The 17,479-nt window shown below is 61.6% G+C and carries 17 protein-coding genes and 1 tRNA gene; 15 read left to right on the forward strand and 3 right to left on the reverse strand.

The window, feature by feature from the left end:
* Nucleotides 1-32: 32 nt before the first annotated feature.
* From ilvN to DSC91_RS30770, 5 genes are all read left to right on the forward strand, one after another.
* Nucleotides 33-524 (forward strand): acetolactate synthase small subunit, encoded by a 492-nt coding sequence (gene ilvN, locus DSC91_RS30750; protein WP_011487482.1) that lies wholly within the window; start codon nucleotides 33-35, stop codon nucleotides 522-524.
* A 155-nt stretch (nucleotides 525-679) separates the two neighbouring features.
* On the forward strand, nucleotides 680-1,696 hold the full coding sequence (ilvC, locus tag DSC91_RS30755) for a ketol-acid reductoisomerase (RefSeq protein WP_115782305.1): 1,017 nt from the start codon (nucleotides 680-682) through the stop codon (nucleotides 1,694-1,696).
* A 134-nt stretch (nucleotides 1,697-1,830) separates the two neighbouring features.
* Entirely contained in the window at nucleotides 1,831-2,469 is a 639-nt protein-coding gene (locus DSC91_RS30760) for a phosphatidylserine decarboxylase (protein ID WP_054034968.1), read from the forward strand.
* 24 nt (nucleotides 2,470-2,493) lie between these two features.
* Nucleotides 2,494-3,363, forward strand: coding sequence for a CDP-diacylglycerol--serine O-phosphatidyltransferase (pssA, locus tag DSC91_RS30765; RefSeq protein ID WP_115782306.1), 870 nt, complete (start codon nucleotides 2,494-2,496; stop codon nucleotides 3,361-3,363).
* Between the two features lie 396 nt (nucleotides 3,364-3,759).
* On the forward strand, nucleotides 3,760-5,310 hold the full coding sequence (locus tag DSC91_RS30770) for a 2-isopropylmalate synthase (RefSeq protein WP_115782307.1): 1,551 nt from the start codon (nucleotides 3,760-3,762) through the stop codon (nucleotides 5,308-5,310).
* Between the two features lie 134 nt (nucleotides 5,311-5,444).
* On the opposite strand, the gene DSC91_RS30775 is transcribed toward DSC91_RS30770, so the two are convergent.
* The 3 genes from DSC91_RS30775 to DSC91_RS30785 all read right to left on the reverse strand — a co-directional run bounded on the left by DSC91_RS30775 (nucleotide 5,445) and on the right by DSC91_RS30785 (nucleotide 8,533).
* Nucleotides 5,445-7,025, reverse strand: coding sequence for a SulP family inorganic anion transporter (locus tag DSC91_RS30775; protein ID WP_115782308.1), 1,581 nt, complete (start codon nucleotides 7,023-7,025; stop codon nucleotides 5,445-5,447).
* Nucleotides 7,026-7,103: 78 nt separating this feature from the next.
* Nucleotides 7,104-7,739 (reverse strand): carbonic anhydrase, encoded by a 636-nt coding sequence (locus tag DSC91_RS30780; RefSeq protein WP_115782309.1) that lies wholly within the window; start codon nucleotides 7,737-7,739, stop codon nucleotides 7,104-7,106.
* Nucleotides 7,740-7,969: 230 nt separating this feature from the next.
* Nucleotides 7,970-8,533 carry a hypothetical protein gene (locus DSC91_RS30785; protein WP_115782310.1) on the reverse strand — a complete coding sequence of 188 codons (564 nt, stop codon included), beginning with the start codon at nucleotides 8,531-8,533 and terminating at the stop codon, nucleotides 7,970-7,972.
* 184 nt (nucleotides 8,534-8,717) lie between these two features.
* Here DSC91_RS30785 and DSC91_RS30790 point away from each other — a divergent pair, with 184 nt between their 5' ends.
* The 10 genes from DSC91_RS30790 (at nucleotide 8,718) to DSC91_RS30835 (ending at nucleotide 17,471) form a co-directional block, all read left to right on the forward strand.
* Nucleotides 8,718-10,037, forward strand: a complete 1,320-nt coding sequence (locus tag DSC91_RS30790; protein ID WP_115782311.1) for a branched-chain amino acid ABC transporter substrate-binding protein — start codon at nucleotides 8,718-8,720, stop codon at nucleotides 10,035-10,037.
* Nucleotides 10,038-10,221: 184 nt separating this feature from the next.
* A complete protein-coding gene (rpsO, locus tag DSC91_RS30795) occupies nucleotides 10,222-10,494 on the forward strand; it encodes a 30S ribosomal protein S15 (RefSeq protein ID WP_115782312.1) in 273 nt (90 codons plus the stop codon).
* A gap of 338 nt (nucleotides 10,495-10,832) precedes the next feature.
* On the forward strand, nucleotides 10,833-12,983 hold the full coding sequence (gene pnp / locus DSC91_RS30800; protein ID WP_175171925.1) for a polyribonucleotide nucleotidyltransferase: 2,151 nt from the start codon (nucleotides 10,833-10,835) through the stop codon (nucleotides 12,981-12,983).
* Nucleotides 12,984-13,204: 221 nt separating this feature from the next.
* Nucleotides 13,205-14,221, forward strand: a complete 1,017-nt coding sequence (locus DSC91_RS30805; RefSeq protein ID WP_115782314.1) for an NAD(P)H-quinone oxidoreductase — start codon at nucleotides 13,205-13,207, stop codon at nucleotides 14,219-14,221.
* 129 nt (nucleotides 14,222-14,350) lie between these two features.
* On the forward strand, nucleotides 14,351-15,130 hold the full coding sequence (gene tpiA / locus DSC91_RS30810) for a triose-phosphate isomerase (protein WP_115782315.1): 780 nt from the start codon (nucleotides 14,351-14,353) through the stop codon (nucleotides 15,128-15,130).
* An 82-nt stretch (nucleotides 15,131-15,212) separates the two neighbouring features.
* Entirely contained in the window at nucleotides 15,213-15,590 is a 378-nt protein-coding gene (gene secG, locus DSC91_RS30815; protein WP_115782316.1) for a preprotein translocase subunit SecG, read from the forward strand.
* Between the two features lie 112 nt (nucleotides 15,591-15,702).
* A tRNA-Leu gene (locus DSC91_RS30820) sits at nucleotides 15,703-15,787 on the forward strand.
* 157 nt (nucleotides 15,788-15,944) lie between these two features.
* Nucleotides 15,945-16,304 (forward strand): NADH-quinone oxidoreductase subunit A, encoded by a 360-nt coding sequence (locus DSC91_RS30825; RefSeq protein ID WP_007175615.1) that lies wholly within the window; start codon nucleotides 15,945-15,947, stop codon nucleotides 16,302-16,304.
* Between the two features lie 63 nt (nucleotides 16,305-16,367).
* Nucleotides 16,368-16,847 carry a NuoB/complex I 20 kDa subunit family protein gene (locus DSC91_RS30830; RefSeq protein WP_006052903.1) on the forward strand — a complete coding sequence of 160 codons (480 nt, stop codon included), beginning with the start codon at nucleotides 16,368-16,370 and terminating at the stop codon, nucleotides 16,845-16,847.
* Between the two features lie 21 nt (nucleotides 16,848-16,868).
* Entirely contained in the window at nucleotides 16,869-17,471 is a 603-nt protein-coding gene (locus DSC91_RS30835) for an NADH-quinone oxidoreductase subunit C (RefSeq protein WP_115782317.1), read from the forward strand.
* Nucleotides 17,472-17,479 lie beyond the last annotated feature (8 nt).

Here is a 17,479-nt window from a genome sequence, read left to right on the forward strand (position 1 = left end):
TACATCGACAAAACATCTGGAAGAAGCGAAACATGAGACACATTATTTCTGTCCTGCTGGAAAACGAACCGGGCGCGTTATCACGCGTGGTGGGGCTGTTCTCGGCACGCGGCTACAACATTGAAACCTTGACGGTGGCTCCGACCGAAGACCGTTCGCTGTCGCGCATGACCATCGTCTCCATTGGCTCGGACGACGTGATCGAACAGATCACGAAGCATCTGAACCGCCTGATCGAGGTGGTGAAAGTGGTCGACCTTACCGAGGGCGCCCACATCGAGCGCGAGCTGATGTTGATCAAGGTGAGGGCGGTCGGCAAGGAACGTGAGGAGATGAAACGGATGTCGGATATTTTCCGCGGCCGCATCATCGACGTCACGGAAAAGACCTACACGATCGAACTGACGGGCGCGAGCGACAAGCTCGATGCCTTCATCGAAGGGATCGACGCGACTGCGATTCTCGAAACCGTCCGTACGGGCAGTTCGGGCATCGGCCGCGGCGAGCGCATTCTGAAGGTTTGACGCGCGCTGAGCGGCGGTTCTGAGTTGCATTCCAAGTTGCGTCATCAACCGTCTCGATCGAAGCCGGGCAGCGCTTTCAAGAACCCGGCCAAGCAGCACAACATTCGCAGTATTCGTATTTCACTGATTTCACCGAATTTAGCCAAGGAACCGACATGAAAGTTTTCTACGACAAGGACGCCGACCTCTCCCTCATCAAGGGTAAGCAAGTCACCATCATCGGCTATGGCTCGCAAGGCCATGCTCACGCGCTGAACCTGAAGGAAAGCGGCGTGAACATCACGGTCGGTCTGCGCAAGGGCGGCGCATCGTGGAGGAAGGCCGAGAACGCCGGCCTGCAAGTCAAGGAAGTGGCAGAAGCCGTCAAGGGCGCAGACGTCGTCATGATGCTGCTGCCGGACGAGCAGATCGCCGAAGTCTACGCCAAGGAAGTGCACGCCAACATCAAGCAAGGCGCGGCGCTGGCCTTCGCACACGGTTTCAACGTGCACTACGGTCAGGTGATCCCGCGTGCGGATCTGGACGTCATCATGATCGCGCCGAAGGCGCCGGGCCACACGGTTCGCGGTACGTACTCGCAAGGTGGCGGCGTGCCCCACCTGATCGCCGTTGCGCAAGACAAGTCGGGCGCGGCGCGTGACATCGCTCTGTCGTACGCGGCAGCGAACGGCGGCGGCCGTGCCGGCATCATCGAAACGAACTTCCGCGAAGAAACGGAAACCGACCTGTTCGGCGAACAAGCCGTGCTGTGCGGCGGTACCGTCGACCTGATCAAGGCCGGTTTCGAAACGCTGGTGGAAGCGGGCTACGCGCCGGAAATGGCGTACTTCGAGTGCCTGCACGAACTGAAGCTGATCGTCGACCTGATCTACGAAGGCGGCATCGCGAACATGAACTACTCGATCTCGAACAACGCCGAATACGGCGAGTACGTGACGGGTCCGCGTATCGTGACGGCTGAAACGAAGAAGGCGATGAAGGCTGTGCTGACGGACATTCAGACCGGCGAGTACGCAAAGAGCTTCATCATCGAAAACAAGGCCGGCGCACCGACGCTGCAATCGCGCCGCCGTCTGACGGCCGAGCACCAGATCGAACAGGTCGGTTCGAAGCTGCGCGCGATGATGCCGTGGATCGCGAAGAACAAGCTGGTCGACCAGTCGAAAAACTAAGAAGCCAGCTTTGCCGCATGTGACCGGCGCGGCGCCTCGTCGCGGCAACCGGTAATGCAAAAAGCCGTCCAAGGGTGCTGAACCCTGGGCGGCTTTTGCTATCCTACGGTTTTACAAAAATCTAGAAGCCATCCATGAATTACCCTCATCCGATCATCGCGCGAGAAGGCTGGCCGTTCATCGCCATCGCGGCCGTCGTTGCATTACTGGTTCATGCCTTCGCGGGATTCGGCTTTGCATGGCTGTTCTGGCTGATCCTGATCTTCGTCGTGCAGTTCTTCCGCGATCCTGCCCGGCCGATTCCGACTCAGGCAAACGCCGTACTGTGCCCGGCCGACGGCCGTATCGTCGCGGTCGAAACAGCGCATGATCCCTATGCCAACCGTGAAGCGCTGAAGATCAGCGTGTTCATGAACGTTTTCAATGTCCACTCGCAGCGCTCGCCGGTGGACGGTGCGATCTCCAAGGTCGAATATTTCCCGGGCGCGTATCTGAATGCCGCCGTGGACAAAGCCTCGCTCGAAAACGAGCGCAATGCGGTGGTGATCGAAATGGCCGGCGGCCAGACGGTGACGTCGGTGCAGATCGCCGGTCTGATTGCGCGGCGCATTCTTTGCTACGTACGCTCAGGCGAGCCGCTCACGCGTGGCCAGCGTTATGGATTTATCCGTTTTGGCTCGCGTGTCGACGTGTACCTGCCGGTTGGCAGCCGTCCGCGTGTGTCGATCGGCGAGAAGGTTTCGGCGTCGTCCACGATCCTCGCTGAACTATAAAGCGGCACCAAGGAGGTTTTCCGAATGGCCGCATTCAAACCGCGTCGACCCCGCAACAGCGGACCGCTCCCGCGTCCGTTCCGCCGCAACAAGCCGGTCGTGGCGGAGACGGGAGCAGTCGATAGCCGGCGCGCCCAGCGTCAGCAGTTCCTGAGGAAACGCGGCATTTACCTGCTGCCGAACGCGTTCACCACCGCCGCGCTCTTTTGCGGTTTCTTTGCCGTGGTGCAGGCGATGAACGTGCGCTTCGAAATCGCGGCGATCGCGATCTTCGTGGCGATGGTGCTGGACGGCATGGACGGTCGGGTCGCCCGCATGACGCATACGCAGAGCGCGTTTGGCGAACAGTTCGACAGCCTCTCGGACATGGTCTCGTTCGGTGTGGCGCCGGCGCTCGTGATGTACGAGTGGGTTCTGAAGGATCTCGGCCGCTGGGGCTGGCTCGCGGCGTTCGTCTATTGTTCGGGGGCGGCGTTGCGTCTCGCGCGCTTCAACACGAACATCGGCGTGGTCGACAAACGCTTTTTCCAGGGCATGCCCAGTCCGGCTGCTGCCGCGCTGATCGCCGGTTTCGTGTGGCTCGCCACCGACAACCGCGTGCCGCTCAAGCTGGTGTGGCTGCCGTGGGTCGCTTTCGTGCTGACTATCTACGCCGGCGTGACGATGGTGTCGAACGCGCCGTTCTATAGCGGCAAGGCGCTCGACGTGCGGCACCGCGTGCCGTTCGGCGTGATTCTGCTGGTGGTGGTGGCGTTCGTGCTGGTGTCGTCCGATCCGCCGCTGATGCTGTTCGGCCTGTTCGTGCTGTACGGTCTGTCGGGCTATGTGTTCTGGGGCTACCAGACGCTACGGGGCAGGGCGAATCCGGCCCGGTCCGTGGCGCGCGACAGGTAACGGCGCACCTTCCCTGCATGAACGCGACATGAGAAAACGGCAGCCTTTGCAGGCTGCCGTTTTTCGTTGCCCGGCCCGTCCGGCGGCGCGCGGCAGGCAGGTCCGACGCCAATTGCACGGCGACGGGAATGCCGCTATAGTCGTTGGATAAATGCGTTCAGGTTCCCATTTGAGCTGCGGCACGAGCCTCAGCGGGCCTAGCGGGCCTAGCGGGCCTAATAAGCAGGCCGGTGTGCCACAGGTGCGCTAGTGTTGGCGCATTCAGCGCGTTGATCGCCTATCGTTTCCGCCCTCCGTCTGCCTCGTCCGCGCTTTATAGCGTCGCCAACGGTGGCGCGAACGCCCGAATTCCACTATCCGATCCCCACAATTGAACGACTCCTCAGGAGACCCGACATGGCCGACAAACTGATCATATTCGACACCACCTTGCGTGACGGCGAGCAATCGCCCGGTGCGTCGATGACGAAGGAAGAGAAAATCCGTATCGCGAAGCAGCTCGAGCGGATGAAGGTGGACGTGATCGAAGCCGGTTTCGCGGCCAGCTCGAACGGCGACTTCGATTCGATTCACACGATCGCGGGCCTGATCAAGGACAGCACGATCTGCTCGCTGGCCCGCGCGAACGACAAAGACATTCAACGCGCTGCTGATGCGCTCAAGCCGGCCGATCGTTTCCGCATCCACACGTTCATCGCAACGTCGCCGCTGCACATGGAAAAGAAGCTGCGCATGACGCCGGATCAGGTGTTCGAACAGGCAAAGCTGGCAGTGCGGTTCGCCCGCAAGTTTACGGACGACGTCGAGTTCTCGCCTGAAGACGGCAGCCGCTCGGACATGGATTTCCTGTGCCGCGTGCTGGAAGCGGTCATCGCCGAAGGCGCGACTACGATCAACATCGCCGATACGGTCGGCTATGGCGTGCCGGAGTTGTACGGCCAGCTTGTGAAGACGCTGCGCGAGCGTATTCCGAACTCGCACAAGGCGGTGTTCTCGGTGCACTGCCATAACGACCTTGGCATGGCGGTGGCGAACTCGCTGGCCGGCGTGCAGATCGGCGGTGCGCGTCAGGTCGAGTGCACGATCAACGGTCTTGGCGAGCGCGCGGGCAATACGTCGCTCGAAGAAATCGTGATGGCGGTGAAGACCCGCAAGGATTACTTCGGCCTCGATATTGGTCTCGATACGACCCAGATCGTGCCGGCTTCGAAGCTGGTGTCGCAGATCACCGGTTTCGTCGTGCAGCCGAACAAGGCGGTGGTCGGCGCGAATGCGTTTGCGCACGCGTCCGGCATTCACCAGGACGGCGTGCTGAAAGCGCGCGACACGTACGAAATCATGCGTGCCGAAGATGTGGGCTGGAGCGCGAACAAGATCGTGCTGGGCAAGTTGTCGGGCCGCAATGCGTTCAAGCAACGTCTGCAGGAATTGGGCATCGCGCTCGATAGCGAAGGCGAGTTGAACACCGCGTTCGCACGCTTCAAGGAGTTGGCCGACCGCAAGTCGGAAATCTTCGACGAAGACATCATCGCGATCGTCACGGAGGAATCGGCTGAAGCGCAGGAGAAGGAGCACTACAAGTTCCTGTCGCTGTCGCAGCATTCGGAAACCGGCGAGCAGCCGCACGCGAAGATTGTGTTCTCGGTCGAAGGCAAGGAAGTGACCGGGGAAGCGCGCGGCAACGGTCCGGTGGATGCCACGCTCAATGCGATCGAAACGGAAGTGGGTAGCGGGTCGGAACTGCTGCTGTATTCGGTGAACGCCATCACCACGGGTACGCAGGCGCAGGGCGAAGTGACCGTGCGGCTGTCGAAGAGCGGGCGCATCGTCAATGGCGTCGGCACGGATCCGGATATCGTCGCTGCCTCCGCGAAGGCGTATATTTCGGCGCTCAACAAGCTTTATTCGAACGTCGATAAATTGAATCCGCAACGTTCGGAGTCGTAGAAGCCGGCGCGCTGATTGCGTGCCCGCTGAACCGGATTGTCAAGAAGCCCCGTGCCCTGAAAAAAGCACGGGGCTTCCTGCTTTTGTGGTGTCTCCTCCTTGTGAGTACGGCGCTGAAGTACCGCGCGCTGAAACTATTCCGTCGCCGCCCGCCGCATCGACCACCCACGCGCCGCGCGTGCCTGCGCCTGAACCTGATGCCGCACTTCAACCGAGATCTCGCGGCGCGGCGCATCGGCGACAAACGTGTCCAGCAATTCGCGCACATCGTGATCGACGAAATCGGCACGCGTTGCGTCGACGATCAAGGTCGCGCCGTCGGGAATCTGCTGCAGATAGTGCTTGAGCGGCACCTTGCCGAGAAACGACACATCCTTGCGAAACGACAGCAGATAGTGATCGCCATGCTGCGCAAGCACGATCGGGCTGCGCAGATTCGCATACAGTGCGAGCAGCACGCTGCACAGAATGCCGAGCACGATGCCGATTAGCAGATCGGTGGCGAGCACGCCGACCAGCGTAACGATGAACGGCGCAAACGGCGCGAAACCCTGCTTGGCGACGGCAACGAACAACGACGGCTTGGCGAGTTTCACGCCGGTGAAGATAAGAATCGCCGCGAGGCACGCGAGCGGAATCAGGTTGATGACGCTGGTAAGCGCGAACACGCTCACCAGCAGCAACACGCCGTGAATGATCGCGGACAGCCGGCTCTGCGCGCCCGCATGCACATTCGCGGAGCTGCGCACGATGACCGAGGTGATCGGCAGGCCGCCGATCGCGCCGGCGATCAGATTGCCCACGCCCTGTGCCTTCAATTCGCGATCCGGCGGCGCGGCACGCCGGGCGGGATCGATCTGTTCGACTGCTTCGAGGCTCAGCAGCGTTTCGAGACTCGCGACGATCGCCAGGGTGATGGCGACGCGCCAGACATCGGGATTGACCAGTTGCGCGAAGTGCGGACCGAAGTCGGCCCATTGGAGCGCGACTTGCAACGCGGCGAACGATTCGAGCGACGGCAGCGCGACGCGATGCTCGGCAGGCGGCGCGAACGACGGAGCGAGCAGACTGAGCAGCAGCGTCGCGCCAATGCCCAGCAGAACCACCGCGAGCGGCGCGGGTACGAGGCGCACCAGGACAAAGCGGCGTAGCGCGCGTGTTTCCCAGCCCACCAGAATCGCTAGCGAGAGCAAGGTGATCACGCAGGCCGCGAGCGATATCGAGCCGAACGGCGTCGTTATGCTGCCGGCTAGCTGGGCGGCAGCTTGCGACCCGGCGGGCGCATTCGCGCCGAATAGCCCGAGCGCCAGCGGGAACTGCTTGACGATCAGCAGCACGCCGATCGCCGCAAGCATGCCCTTGATCACGGGCGACGGCACATAGGCTGCAAATCTGCCTGCCTTCAGCATGCCGAAGCCGAATTGAATCGCGCCGGACAGCAACACCGCCAGCAGGAACGCGGAGAAGCTGCCGAGTTGCGCGATTCCGTCGACGACGATCACGACGAGGCCGGCCGCCGGCCCACTTACGCTCAATCTCGAACCGCTCAGCACGGCAACCACCAGCCCGCCGACGATGCCCGATACGAGCCCGGCGAATGGCTCGACGCCCGACGCGTTGGCGATGCCCAGACATAGCGGCAGCGCCACCAGAAAAACGACCGTGCCCGCAAGCAGGTCGCGCTGAAACGTGGAAAAAAAAGCTCGAAGGTTCATGATGTCGATGCAGTAGTGGGTGGAGCCTTGGGGTGCGGCGAAAGCGAGGGCCGGGGCCGGTTTGACAGAAGCTGCGTACTAGGCGGCGCTATGCGCGGCCGTTGTGCAGGTCATCGCGTCATCGGCTTCGTAGCCGGACGTCAGTACTTTGATGCGCCCGTCCTCGAGCGCGAAGATCCAGCCGTGAACGAGCGGCGCCGGGTCAGCGTCGCGCACGATCGGACTCGCGCGCAACTGGCGGACCTGTTCGAGCACATTCAACTCGGCGAGACGGTCGATACGCTCACGCTCGCTTGCGCGAGCGCCGAGTTCGTCGCCATGCGCTTTTGCCAACGCGCATAAAGGCGCGATCCGTCGATTCACATGCGGCAGGGTCGGTTCCGGCGGCAGCAAGGCAGCACGCACACCACCGCAGCCATAGTGGCCGCAGACGATCACGTGCCCGACCTTCAGCACGCGCACTGCGTATTCGAGGACGCTGGCGGAGTTGTCGTCGTCGGGATGGAAAAGGTTGGCGATGTTGCGGTGAACGAACAGATCGCCGGGCTCGCAATGCGTGATGGTTTCGGCGGGCACGCGGCTGTCCGAGCAGCCGACCCACAGCACATGCGGATTCTGGCCTCGCACCAGATCACGGAAAAATTCGGGGTTCCGCGCGGCGGTTTCGTGCGCCCATGCGACATTGGCGACCAGCAGGCGTTTCGGACGGTTCATCGATAGTGGCTCCGTAAATAGGGCGTACAGGCTCGTCGTTGAATCCACAGCCGTGTGCGAACAGCACAGCGGGTACGATCAACGCCAAATCAATTCTTACGAAAGCCTTTCTATCAAAAAATAAAGCCTCTGTGTGTGAAATAAAATTCGCGGACATGCGCAATAAATAAAAAAAAGCCGCCTGAAGAGGCGGCTTTGTAGATTCATGCGTAATGGGTTCGAGCGGGCGCTCAGAACAGGTTGCGGCGATCCGGATCGTGCATCGGGTCAGGTGTTTTCTGCGTGAGTCGCACAATGCCCTGATCGTCGAAATAAAAGCTGTACATCATGTACCAGACGTTGTCTTCCAGATAGCGATACGTCCAGACCTCGCGCTTCATCAACGGGAAATACGATGTTTCGACTGGGCGGCCGAAATTCACCAGTACGTCGCTCTTCGTCCACTTGCCGATTTCCGCCCGGTAGAACTCGTTGGGCTGAAGCACCTGGCGAACGGTGACGATCTTGCCGGATGCGTCGATGTCGGCGGCGGTGGTGGTTTCGCCCATCGGCTGGGTCGGCCACATCAGCCGCTTGCCGCCGTTGGGCAGGTCGTAGCTTTCACGCGGCGCGCCAAGGCGGGCGACGATGGTCGATTCGTCCGCGCCTTGGCTGTATTGCTGCCATGGCTGCGCACAGCCGGCGAGCGTGATCGTGAGCGTGAGCGCGCTCAGACAGGCGAGCGTGGCACGGTGCAGACGTGCTGCGGGCGGCGCTTCGATCGAGGCCGCCGTGGATGGGTGGCGGTTGAACATGAATTCCTCCGATGGCATTTGAGTCGCGGTTTTTATCATCGAGCCGCATTATTTTGACACGGGCCGCAGTAAAAGATTTGCGCTTCGCGCACGCCCTCGCTGTGATCACGATAACGGCTTCGCCGGCTTGCTTATTCCATCTGGAACGCCCTATCATCCGCGCTTCGACGAATCCAGCGGGGCAATGACGATGGCGAAGTGGCAACGGGCGGCAGCGGCAGTCGTGGCGCTGGCAGCGATTTCGATGGCCGCGGCGGCGCTCGCTGCGGGAGATGCGGCGTCTGGTCCGGCAAGCAAGCCGGTCAATAAGCCAACGGGCACCCCAATCCAGCTGGCGCTGATCGAAGGCATGTCCGGCCCATTCGCGAACGCGGGCGCGGCGGTGGAGCGCAATCTGCGCTTCGGTGTCGAACAGGTGAACGCAGCAGGCGGCGTGCAGCTCGCCGATGGCGCGCATCCGCTCGAACTGGTCGTGCTCGACAGCAAGGGCAGTGCGGAGGAGGCGCTCGTGCAACTGCGCGCGGCCGCTGACCGTCATATCGGGTACATCGTGCAGGGCAATAGCTCGGCGGTCGCCGCGGCGCTGATCGGCGCGATCGACAAACAGAACAGCCGCGAGCCGGGCAACCGCGAACTGTTCCTCAATTATTCCGCCGACGATCCCGCCCTGACCAACGCCAATTGCAGTTTCTGGCACTTCCGTTTCGACGCGCACGCGGGCATGCGCATGGATGCGCTGGCTGATGTGATCCAGCGCGACAAAGCAGTAAAGAAGGTCTATCTGCTAAACCAGGATTACAGCTTTGGCCATGATGTCAGCAGCCTCGCGCGTTCGACGCTGGCGACAAAGCGCCCGGATATTGCGGTTGTCGGCGACGAGTTTCATCCGATCGGCCGCGTCAAAGACTTCGCGCCGTACATCGCGAAGATCCGCGCGAGCGGCGCGGACGCGGTGATCACCGGCAACTGGGGCAACGACCTGACGCTTCTGGTCAAGGCGGCACGGGAGCAGGGCCTGGACACCCGCTTCTACACGTTCTACGGTAATAGCCTCGGTGCGCCTGCCGCGTTGGGCGACGCCGGCGTCAAGCACGTGGTCGCGGTGGCCGACTGGCACCCGAACGCCGGCGGTGCGGCCTCCGACGCCTGGTATGCAGCGTTTCGCGCCCGTTTCCCGGCTGCCCAGGACGACTACCCGGTGCTGCGCATGCCGCTGATGATCGAAACCCTCGCCGCGGCGATGAACCGCGCCGGCAGTGCCGACCCGACGGCGGTCGCCCGGGCGTTGGAGGGCATCAAGTTCGACAACGGCTTCCACGCCTCATGGATGCGCGCCGAAGACCATCAACTGATCCAGCCCCTTTACGTCATGGAAATGGACAAGGCCGGCACGCCGGGCGTCAAGTTCGACAATGAAGGTTCAGGCTATGGTTTCCGCACGGTGCTGGCCGTGCCGCCCGAACGGACCGTACCGCCGACTGTGTGCAGGATGAAACGGCCGTAAAACAGCCCTCGAGCGAACCTAGGCCTGCCACGATCCCGCCCGGCACAGCGGGGTTCGCGGCCGGATTGGGCTGTGCTACAATACGCGTCCCGTTGTGAGGCATGGCTAAAAATATGCGTACACGGGTAACCCACGGCACGGCCTTTCTTCCGTGACCGCCTGTCTAGTTCTCAAGGAAATCGACATGTCCGCAGTTGAAACAAGCAAGAAGTCCGAAGTCGTCGCGCAATTCGCACGCGCAGCTAACGATACCGGCTCCCCCGAAGTTCAGGTCGCGCTGCTCACGACCCGCATCAACGAACTGACCGTTCACTTCAAGGAACACTCGAAGGATCACCACAGCCGCCGCGGTCTGCTGCGCATGGTGAGCCGCCGTCGCAAGCTGCTCGACTACCTGAAGGGTAAGGACGCGGATCGTTACCGCGCACTGATCGAGAAGCTGGGTCTGCGTAAGTAATCGGCCAGTCGTTCAGCAAGATGCCTGTGTCAGTTCCACTGATACAGGCATTTTGTTTTTGCACGGTGCGCTTCATGTGATGCGCACTGCCTGCCGGTCGCGGTAGCGTGACGATTCATGCGGCGGCTAGCAGGGAAAAGGCAGCAACCAAGTAGCAACTAAGCGGAAATACGGCCGGGCTTCAGGGCAGAGCTTTGTGTCATTCCAGCGGTTCGCGCGCGTACATCACGTAGGGCGTGGTTCTCTGGAATGGCATAACACTACTCTTCCCCTGTGGCGCCGGTCCTGGCGTTGCCGCGCCGCTTCTGGTCCGCGCGGCATAATGAAGAGGAAAAGCAATGACTATGTTCAATAAGATCGTCAAGGAATTTCAGTGGGGGCAACATAAGGTTCGCCTCGAAACGGGCGAAATCGCCCGTCAGGCGAGCGGTGCGGTGATCGTCGATGTCGAAGACACCGTTGTGCTGGCCACCGTGGTCGGCGCCAAGACCGCCAAGCCGGGCCAGGACTTCTTCCCGCTGACCGTCGATTACCTCGAAAAGACCTACGCTGCAGGCAAGATTCCCGGTGGTTTCTTCCGCCGTGAAGGCCGCCCGTCGGAAGGCGAAACGCTGATTTCGCGCCTCATCGACCGTCCGCTGCGTCCGCTGTTCCCGGAAGGCTTCTACAACGAAGTCCAGGTCGTGATCCACGTCCTGTCGTTGAACCCCGAAATCCCCGCTGACATCCCCGCGCTGATCGGCGCGTCGGCGGCGCTCGCCGTGTCCGGTCTGCCGTTCAACGGCCCGGTCGGCGCAGCACGCGTGGCCTATATCAACAACGAATACGTGTTGAACCCGACGCGTCCGCAAATGAAGGAATCGGCGCTCGACCTGATCGTCGCCGGTACGGAACGCGCGGTGCTGATGGTGGAATCGGAAGCGCAGCAACTGACCGAAGAAGTGATGCTCGGCGCCGTGGTGTTCGGCCACGACCAGATGCAGATCGCGATCAATGCGATCCACGATCTGGTCAGCGAAGGTGGCAAGCCGGAATGGGATTGGCAGCCGGCAGCGAAGAACGAGCCGCTGATCGCACGCGTGACGGACCTGGCTCAAGCCGATCTGCTCGCCGCTTATCAGATCCGCGACAAGCAGGCTCGCTCGGCCAAGCTGAAGGAAGTCTACGCAGCAACGTCGGCCAAGCTGGAAGAAGAAGCAGCGGCAGCCGGCACGGTTGCGGCGGACAAGGCTAGCGTCGGCAACGTGCTGTTCGACATCGAAGCGAAGATCGTCCGTACGCAGATCCTGAACGGCGAGCCGCGTATCGACGGCCGCGACACGCGCACGGTGCGCCCGATCGAAATCCGTACCGGCGTGCTGCCGCGTACGCACGGTTCGGCACTGTTCACGCGTGGCGAAACGCAGGCCCTGGTGGTCGCAACGCTGGGCACGAAGGGCGACGAGCAGAACATCGACGCGCTCGAAGGCGAGTACCGCGAACGCTTCATGCTCCACTACAACATGCCTCCGTTCGCGACCGGCGAAACGGGCCGCGTCGGTTCGCCGAAGCGCCGTGAAATCGGTCACGGCCGTCTGGCCAAGCGCGCGCTGGCTGCATGCCTGCCGAGCGCCGACGAATTCGGCTACTCGATTCGCGTCGTGTCGGAAATCACCGAATCGAACGGTTCGTCGTCGATGGCTTCGGTGTGCGGCGGCTGCCTCGCACTGATGGACGCCGGCGTGCCGATGAAGGCGCACGTCGCCGGCATCGCCATGGGCCTGATTCTCGAAGGCAACAAGTTTGCCGTGCTGACCGACATCCTCGGCGACGAAGATCACCTCGGCGACATGGACTTCAAGGTGGCGGGCACCGAGCAAGGCGTGACCGCGCTGCAGATGGACATCAAGATCCAGGGCATCACCAAGGAAATCATGCAGGTCGCCCTCGCGCAAGCGAAGGAAGGCCGTATGCACATCCTCGGCAAGATGACCTCGGCTGTGTCGGGCGCGAACACGGTGCTGTCGGACTACGCACCGCGCATGATCACGATCAAGATCAACCCGGAAAAGATCCGCGACGTGATCGGCAAGGGTGGTTCGGTGATCCGCGCGCTGACCGAAGAAACCGGCACGACGATCGATATTTCGGACGACGGCGTCGTCACCATCGCCAGCACGAGCAGCGAAGGGATGGCCGAAGCGAAGAAGCGTATCGAGAACATCACGCTGGAAGTCGAAGTGGGCCAGGTGTACGAAGGCACGGTGCTCAAGCTGCTCGATTTCGGCGCGATCGTGAACATCCTGCCGGGCAAGGACGGCCTGCTGCACATCTCCGAAATCGCCAACGAGCGTATCAAGGACATCAACGACTATCTCAAAGATGGTCAGCAGGTGAAGGTCAAGGTCATCCAGACGGACGAGAAGGGCCGCGTGCGTTTGTCGGCCAAGGCGTTGCTGAATGAAGGTGCAAACGGCGGCGCGCCGCAAGGCGAACCGACGCCGCAGTAATGCGGTAGCAGGGCGACGGCCGGCAGCGCGAAGGCGCGCCGGCCGTTTTTCATGAAGGGTGCAGGGTTGATTGCGTTGCAAGCAGGCGCGAGCGAAACGCAGGCAAGTGCAAACCGGTATAAGCGGGTACTCTGTTTGCATGAAGCGCTTCGTCGTGGTTCAGACGATTTTCGCCATTTCGTCCCAGTAGGCAACGCAATCCAATCTTGGAGTTGACGCAGATGAAAGCGATCGAAATCACCGAATTCGGCGCACCGGACGTCCTGAAGCTGGCGGAGCGGCCCACGCCGCAACCGAAAGCAGGCGAGGTGCTGATCAAGGTGGCGGCATCAGGCATCAACCGTCCGGACGTGTTCCAGCGCAAGGGCGGCTATGCACCGCCGCCGGGTGCGTCGGATCTGCCGGGGCTGGAAGTGGCGGGTGAGATCGTCGGCGGCACTATCGACGAGAAGAACAATCCGTTCGGTCTGAAAATCGGCGATCGCGTGTGCGCGTTGCTTGCGGGCGGCGGCTATGCGGAATATGCGACTGCTCCGCTGTTGCAATGCTTGCCGGTGCCCGGCGGCTTGTCGGATGTCGAGGCCGCTTCGCTGCCGGAAACGTTCTTCACGGTGTGGAGCAACGTGTTCGACCGCGCGCAACTCGGCAATGGCGAAGGCGCTCAGAACGAGACGCTGCTGGTGCAGGGCGGCTCGAGCGGCATCGGCGTGACGGCAATCCAGATCGCCCACGCACTGGGTTTTCGCGTGTTCGCCACGGCCGGATCGGACGAAAAGTGCCGCGCCTGTGAAGCACTCGGCGCCGAGCGGGCGATCAACTACAAGACTGAAGATTTCGTCGAGGTCGTCAAGTCGCTGACGAACGACCGTGGTGTCGACGTCATCCTCGACATGGTGGCGGGCAGTTATGTGCCGCGCGAGCTGACCGCGCTGGCCGATGGCGGCCGCATCGTGCTGATCGCGTTGCTGGGCGGCGCCAAGGCCGAGTTGAATCTGAACGAAGTGCTGCGCCGCCGTCTGACGGTGACGGGTTCGACGTTGCGTCCGCGGCCGGTCGAGTTCAAGGCGAAGATCGCCGCGCAGTTGAAGGAGCGCGTGTGGCCGCACCTCGAAGATGGGCGTATCAAGCCGGTGGTGCACCGTGTGTTTCCGGCTGCCCGGGCGGCTGAAGCGCACGCGCTGATGGAAAGCAGCACGCACGTCGGCAAGATCGTGCTGACTTGGGGTCAGGACGCTTGACACGGTTGGTTTGACCCGATCCACCCCACGCAGTAAAATTGCGCGTTTTGCGCACGCCGCGTGAATCCGAAAGGCGGGCTGTAAGCGCAGGCCAAGTCCGCCGCCAAGACAAAACGAGACGACGAGACGATGTCGAAACAACGAGCCAAGCTGGTAGTCGGTAACTGGAAGATGCACGGGCGCCTTGCCGAGAACGCAAGGCTGTTGCAGGCCGTGGCGCATGGCGCGGGCGAATTGCCGGCTGATGTGCGCGTCGGTGTCTGTGTGCCGTGCCCCTATCTCGCGCAGACTCAATCGTTGCTGGAAGATAGCAAGGTCGTGTGGGGCGTGCAGGATGTCTCGGCCTTCACGCACGGCGCCTACACCGGCGAAGTGGCGGCGCAGATGGTGGTGGATTTCGGCGCCACGCTTGCGATCGTTGGGCACTCGGAGCGCCGCGCCTACCATCGTGAGAGTGCGGAGTTGGTGGCGGTGAAGACGCAGCGCGCGTTGGAGGCGGGTTTGACCCCGATCGTCTGTGTCGGCGAAACGCTCGAAGAGCGCGAGGACGGTTCCACGGAACAGGTGGTCGGCGCTCAACTGGATGAAGTGCTGGCGAAGCTGTCGGTGGCGGATGCGGCGCGTATCGTTGTCGCGTATGAGCCGGTCTGGGCGATCGGCACCGGCAAGAGTGCTTCGTCGGATCAGGCGCAGGCCGTGCATGCTTTCCTGCGCTCGCGTCTGGCGGCAAAGGGCGCGGCGGTGGCGGATGTGCCGGTGTTATACGGCGGCAGTGTGAAGCCGGAGAACGCGGAAGAATTGTTCCGCGAGCCGGATATCGACGGCGGCCTGATCGGCGGCGCGTCGTTGAAAGACCAGGATTTCCTGGCGATCTGCAAAGCGGCGGCTGCGACGAGCGTCGCCGGTTAAGCAGGGCGCCTCGGCGAGGATGACCCAATCCCGCGCGGCACACTTTGTGTGGCGCGGTTAAATAAAGACTCAGGTGAGTGTGATGCTGTATTTGAAAACATTGATTATCGTCGTTCAGCTGTTGTCGGCACTCGGGGTCATTGGCCTTGTGTTGCTGCAACACGGCAAAGGCGCCGATATGGGCGCTGCTTTCGGTAGCGGCGCATCGGGCAGCCTGTTCGGCGCGACCGGTTCGGCAAACTTTTTGTCACGTACCACGGCCGTGCTCGCAGCGGTGTTTTTTGTAACGACATTGACGCTCACGTACCTCGGCGCGTATCGTGCGAAACCGTCCGCAGGCTTGCTGGGCACGGCTGCGACCGCGCCGGTCGCGGCGTCCGCTGCGTCTGCGCCGGCCGGTGGCTCGGCAGTATTGCCGGCGTCCGCAGCGTCCGTGCCCACTACGGACGTGCCGAAATAAATTTTCGTTCAAAGTGCTTTTGTGCGTTGAACAAACTGTTTAGACCAGTTACAATCTAAGTCTTGAAGCGATTCGCGGGTTTTATAAGTTGTTTTCCCGGATTGCAATTAGTGCCGACGTGGTGAAATTGGTAGACACGCTATCTTGAGGGGGTAGTGGCGAAAGCTGTGCGAGTTCGAGTCTCGCCGTCGGCACCAAATGTTATCTAAATGCCAGCCGCTTGCTTCGCTTCGGCTGGCATTTTCACTTCTGACGTGCGGCTTGCGTTGGGCGGCATGTACGTTGCCAAGGTGATTTCGCGTCAAGAGTGCTATGCTCTTGGCGGCATTCAGAACCAACCGATAGAGGATAGTCTTGAACCTCGCAGCCTATTTCCCCGTCTTGTTGTTCCTCATTGTGGGCACCGGTTTAGGCGTAGCACTGGTCAGCATCGGCAAGATCCTCGGTCCCAACAAGCCCGATACCGAGAAAAACGCACCATACGAGTGCGGCTTCGAAGCATTCGAAGATGCGCGCATGAAGTTCGACGTGCGCTACTACCTCGTCGCCATTCTCTTCATCATTTTCGACCTTGAAACCGCGTTCCTGTTCCCGTGGGGTGTGGCCCTGCGCGACATCGGCTGGCCTGGCTTCATGGCGATGATGATTTTCCTGCTCGAATTCCTGTTGGGCTTTGCCTATATCTGGAAGAAGGGCGGCCTCGACTGGGAATGATGGATTAATCGCCGGTTTGCGTGGGTGGCCAAGGCTTGCCGCCCCGTCTGGAGTGGAAAGCAAATGAGTATCGAAGGGGTCTTGAAGGAAGGGTTTGTCACCACTACGGCAGACAAACTGATCAACTGGACGCGCACCGGCTCGTTGTGGCCGATGACGTTCGGTCTCGCGTGCTGCGCGGTCGAGATGATGCATGCGGGCGCTGCCCGTTATGACCTCGACCGTTTCGGCGTGGTGTTTCGTCCGAGTCCGCGTCAGTCGGACGTGATGATCGTCGCCGGCACGCTGTGCAACAAGATGGCGCCGGCTCTGCGCAAGGTCTACGACCAGATGGCTGAGCCGCGCTGGGTGATTTCGATGGGCTCGTGCGCGAACGGCGGCGGCTACTACCACTATTCCTATTCGGTGGTGCGCGGCTGCGATCGGATCGTGCCGGTCGACGTCTACGTGCCGGGTTGCCCGCCTACTGCGGAAGCGCTGGTCTATGGCGTGATCCAGTTGCAGGCCAAGATCCGCCGCACCAATACAATCGCCCGTCAATAAGGCCAACGCCTCCCCCACAATATGGCAAGCAAACTCGAGACCCTGAAAGCGAACCTCGAGGCGGCCTTTGGCGGCCTCCTGCTGAGCACCACCGAGGCAATCGGTGAGTTGACGATCGTCGTGAAGGCGAGCGACTACATCAATGTGGCAACGCGTCTGCGCGACGACCGCTCGCTCGGTTTCGAGCAGCTGGTCGATCTATGCGGTGTCGACTATCAGACCTACGCCGATGGCGCATACGACGGCCCGCGTTTCGCGGCCGTTCTGCATTTGTTGTCGGTGCAGAACAACTGGCGTCTGCGTTTGCGCGTGTTCGCGCCAGACGACGAAGTGCCGATCATCGCGTCGGTCGTCGAAATCTGGAATTCGGCCAACTGGTACGAGCGCGAAGCATTCGACCTGTACGGCATCGTCTTCGAAGGCCACCCGGACTTGCGCCGCATCCTGACCGACTACGGTTTCATCGGTCACCCGTTCCGTAAAGATTTTCCTGTTTCCGGCTACGTCGAAATGCGTTACGACCCGGAAGAGAAGCGCGTCGTCTATCAGCCTGTGACGATCGAGCCGCGGGAAATCACGCCGCGCGTGATCCGCGAGGATCGCTATGGCGGTCTGAAACACTAAGAGAACGC

The organism is Paraburkholderia caffeinilytica, assembly GCF_003368325.1.
Lineage (GTDB): Bacteria > Pseudomonadota > Gammaproteobacteria > Burkholderiales > Burkholderiaceae > Paraburkholderia > Paraburkholderia caffeinilytica.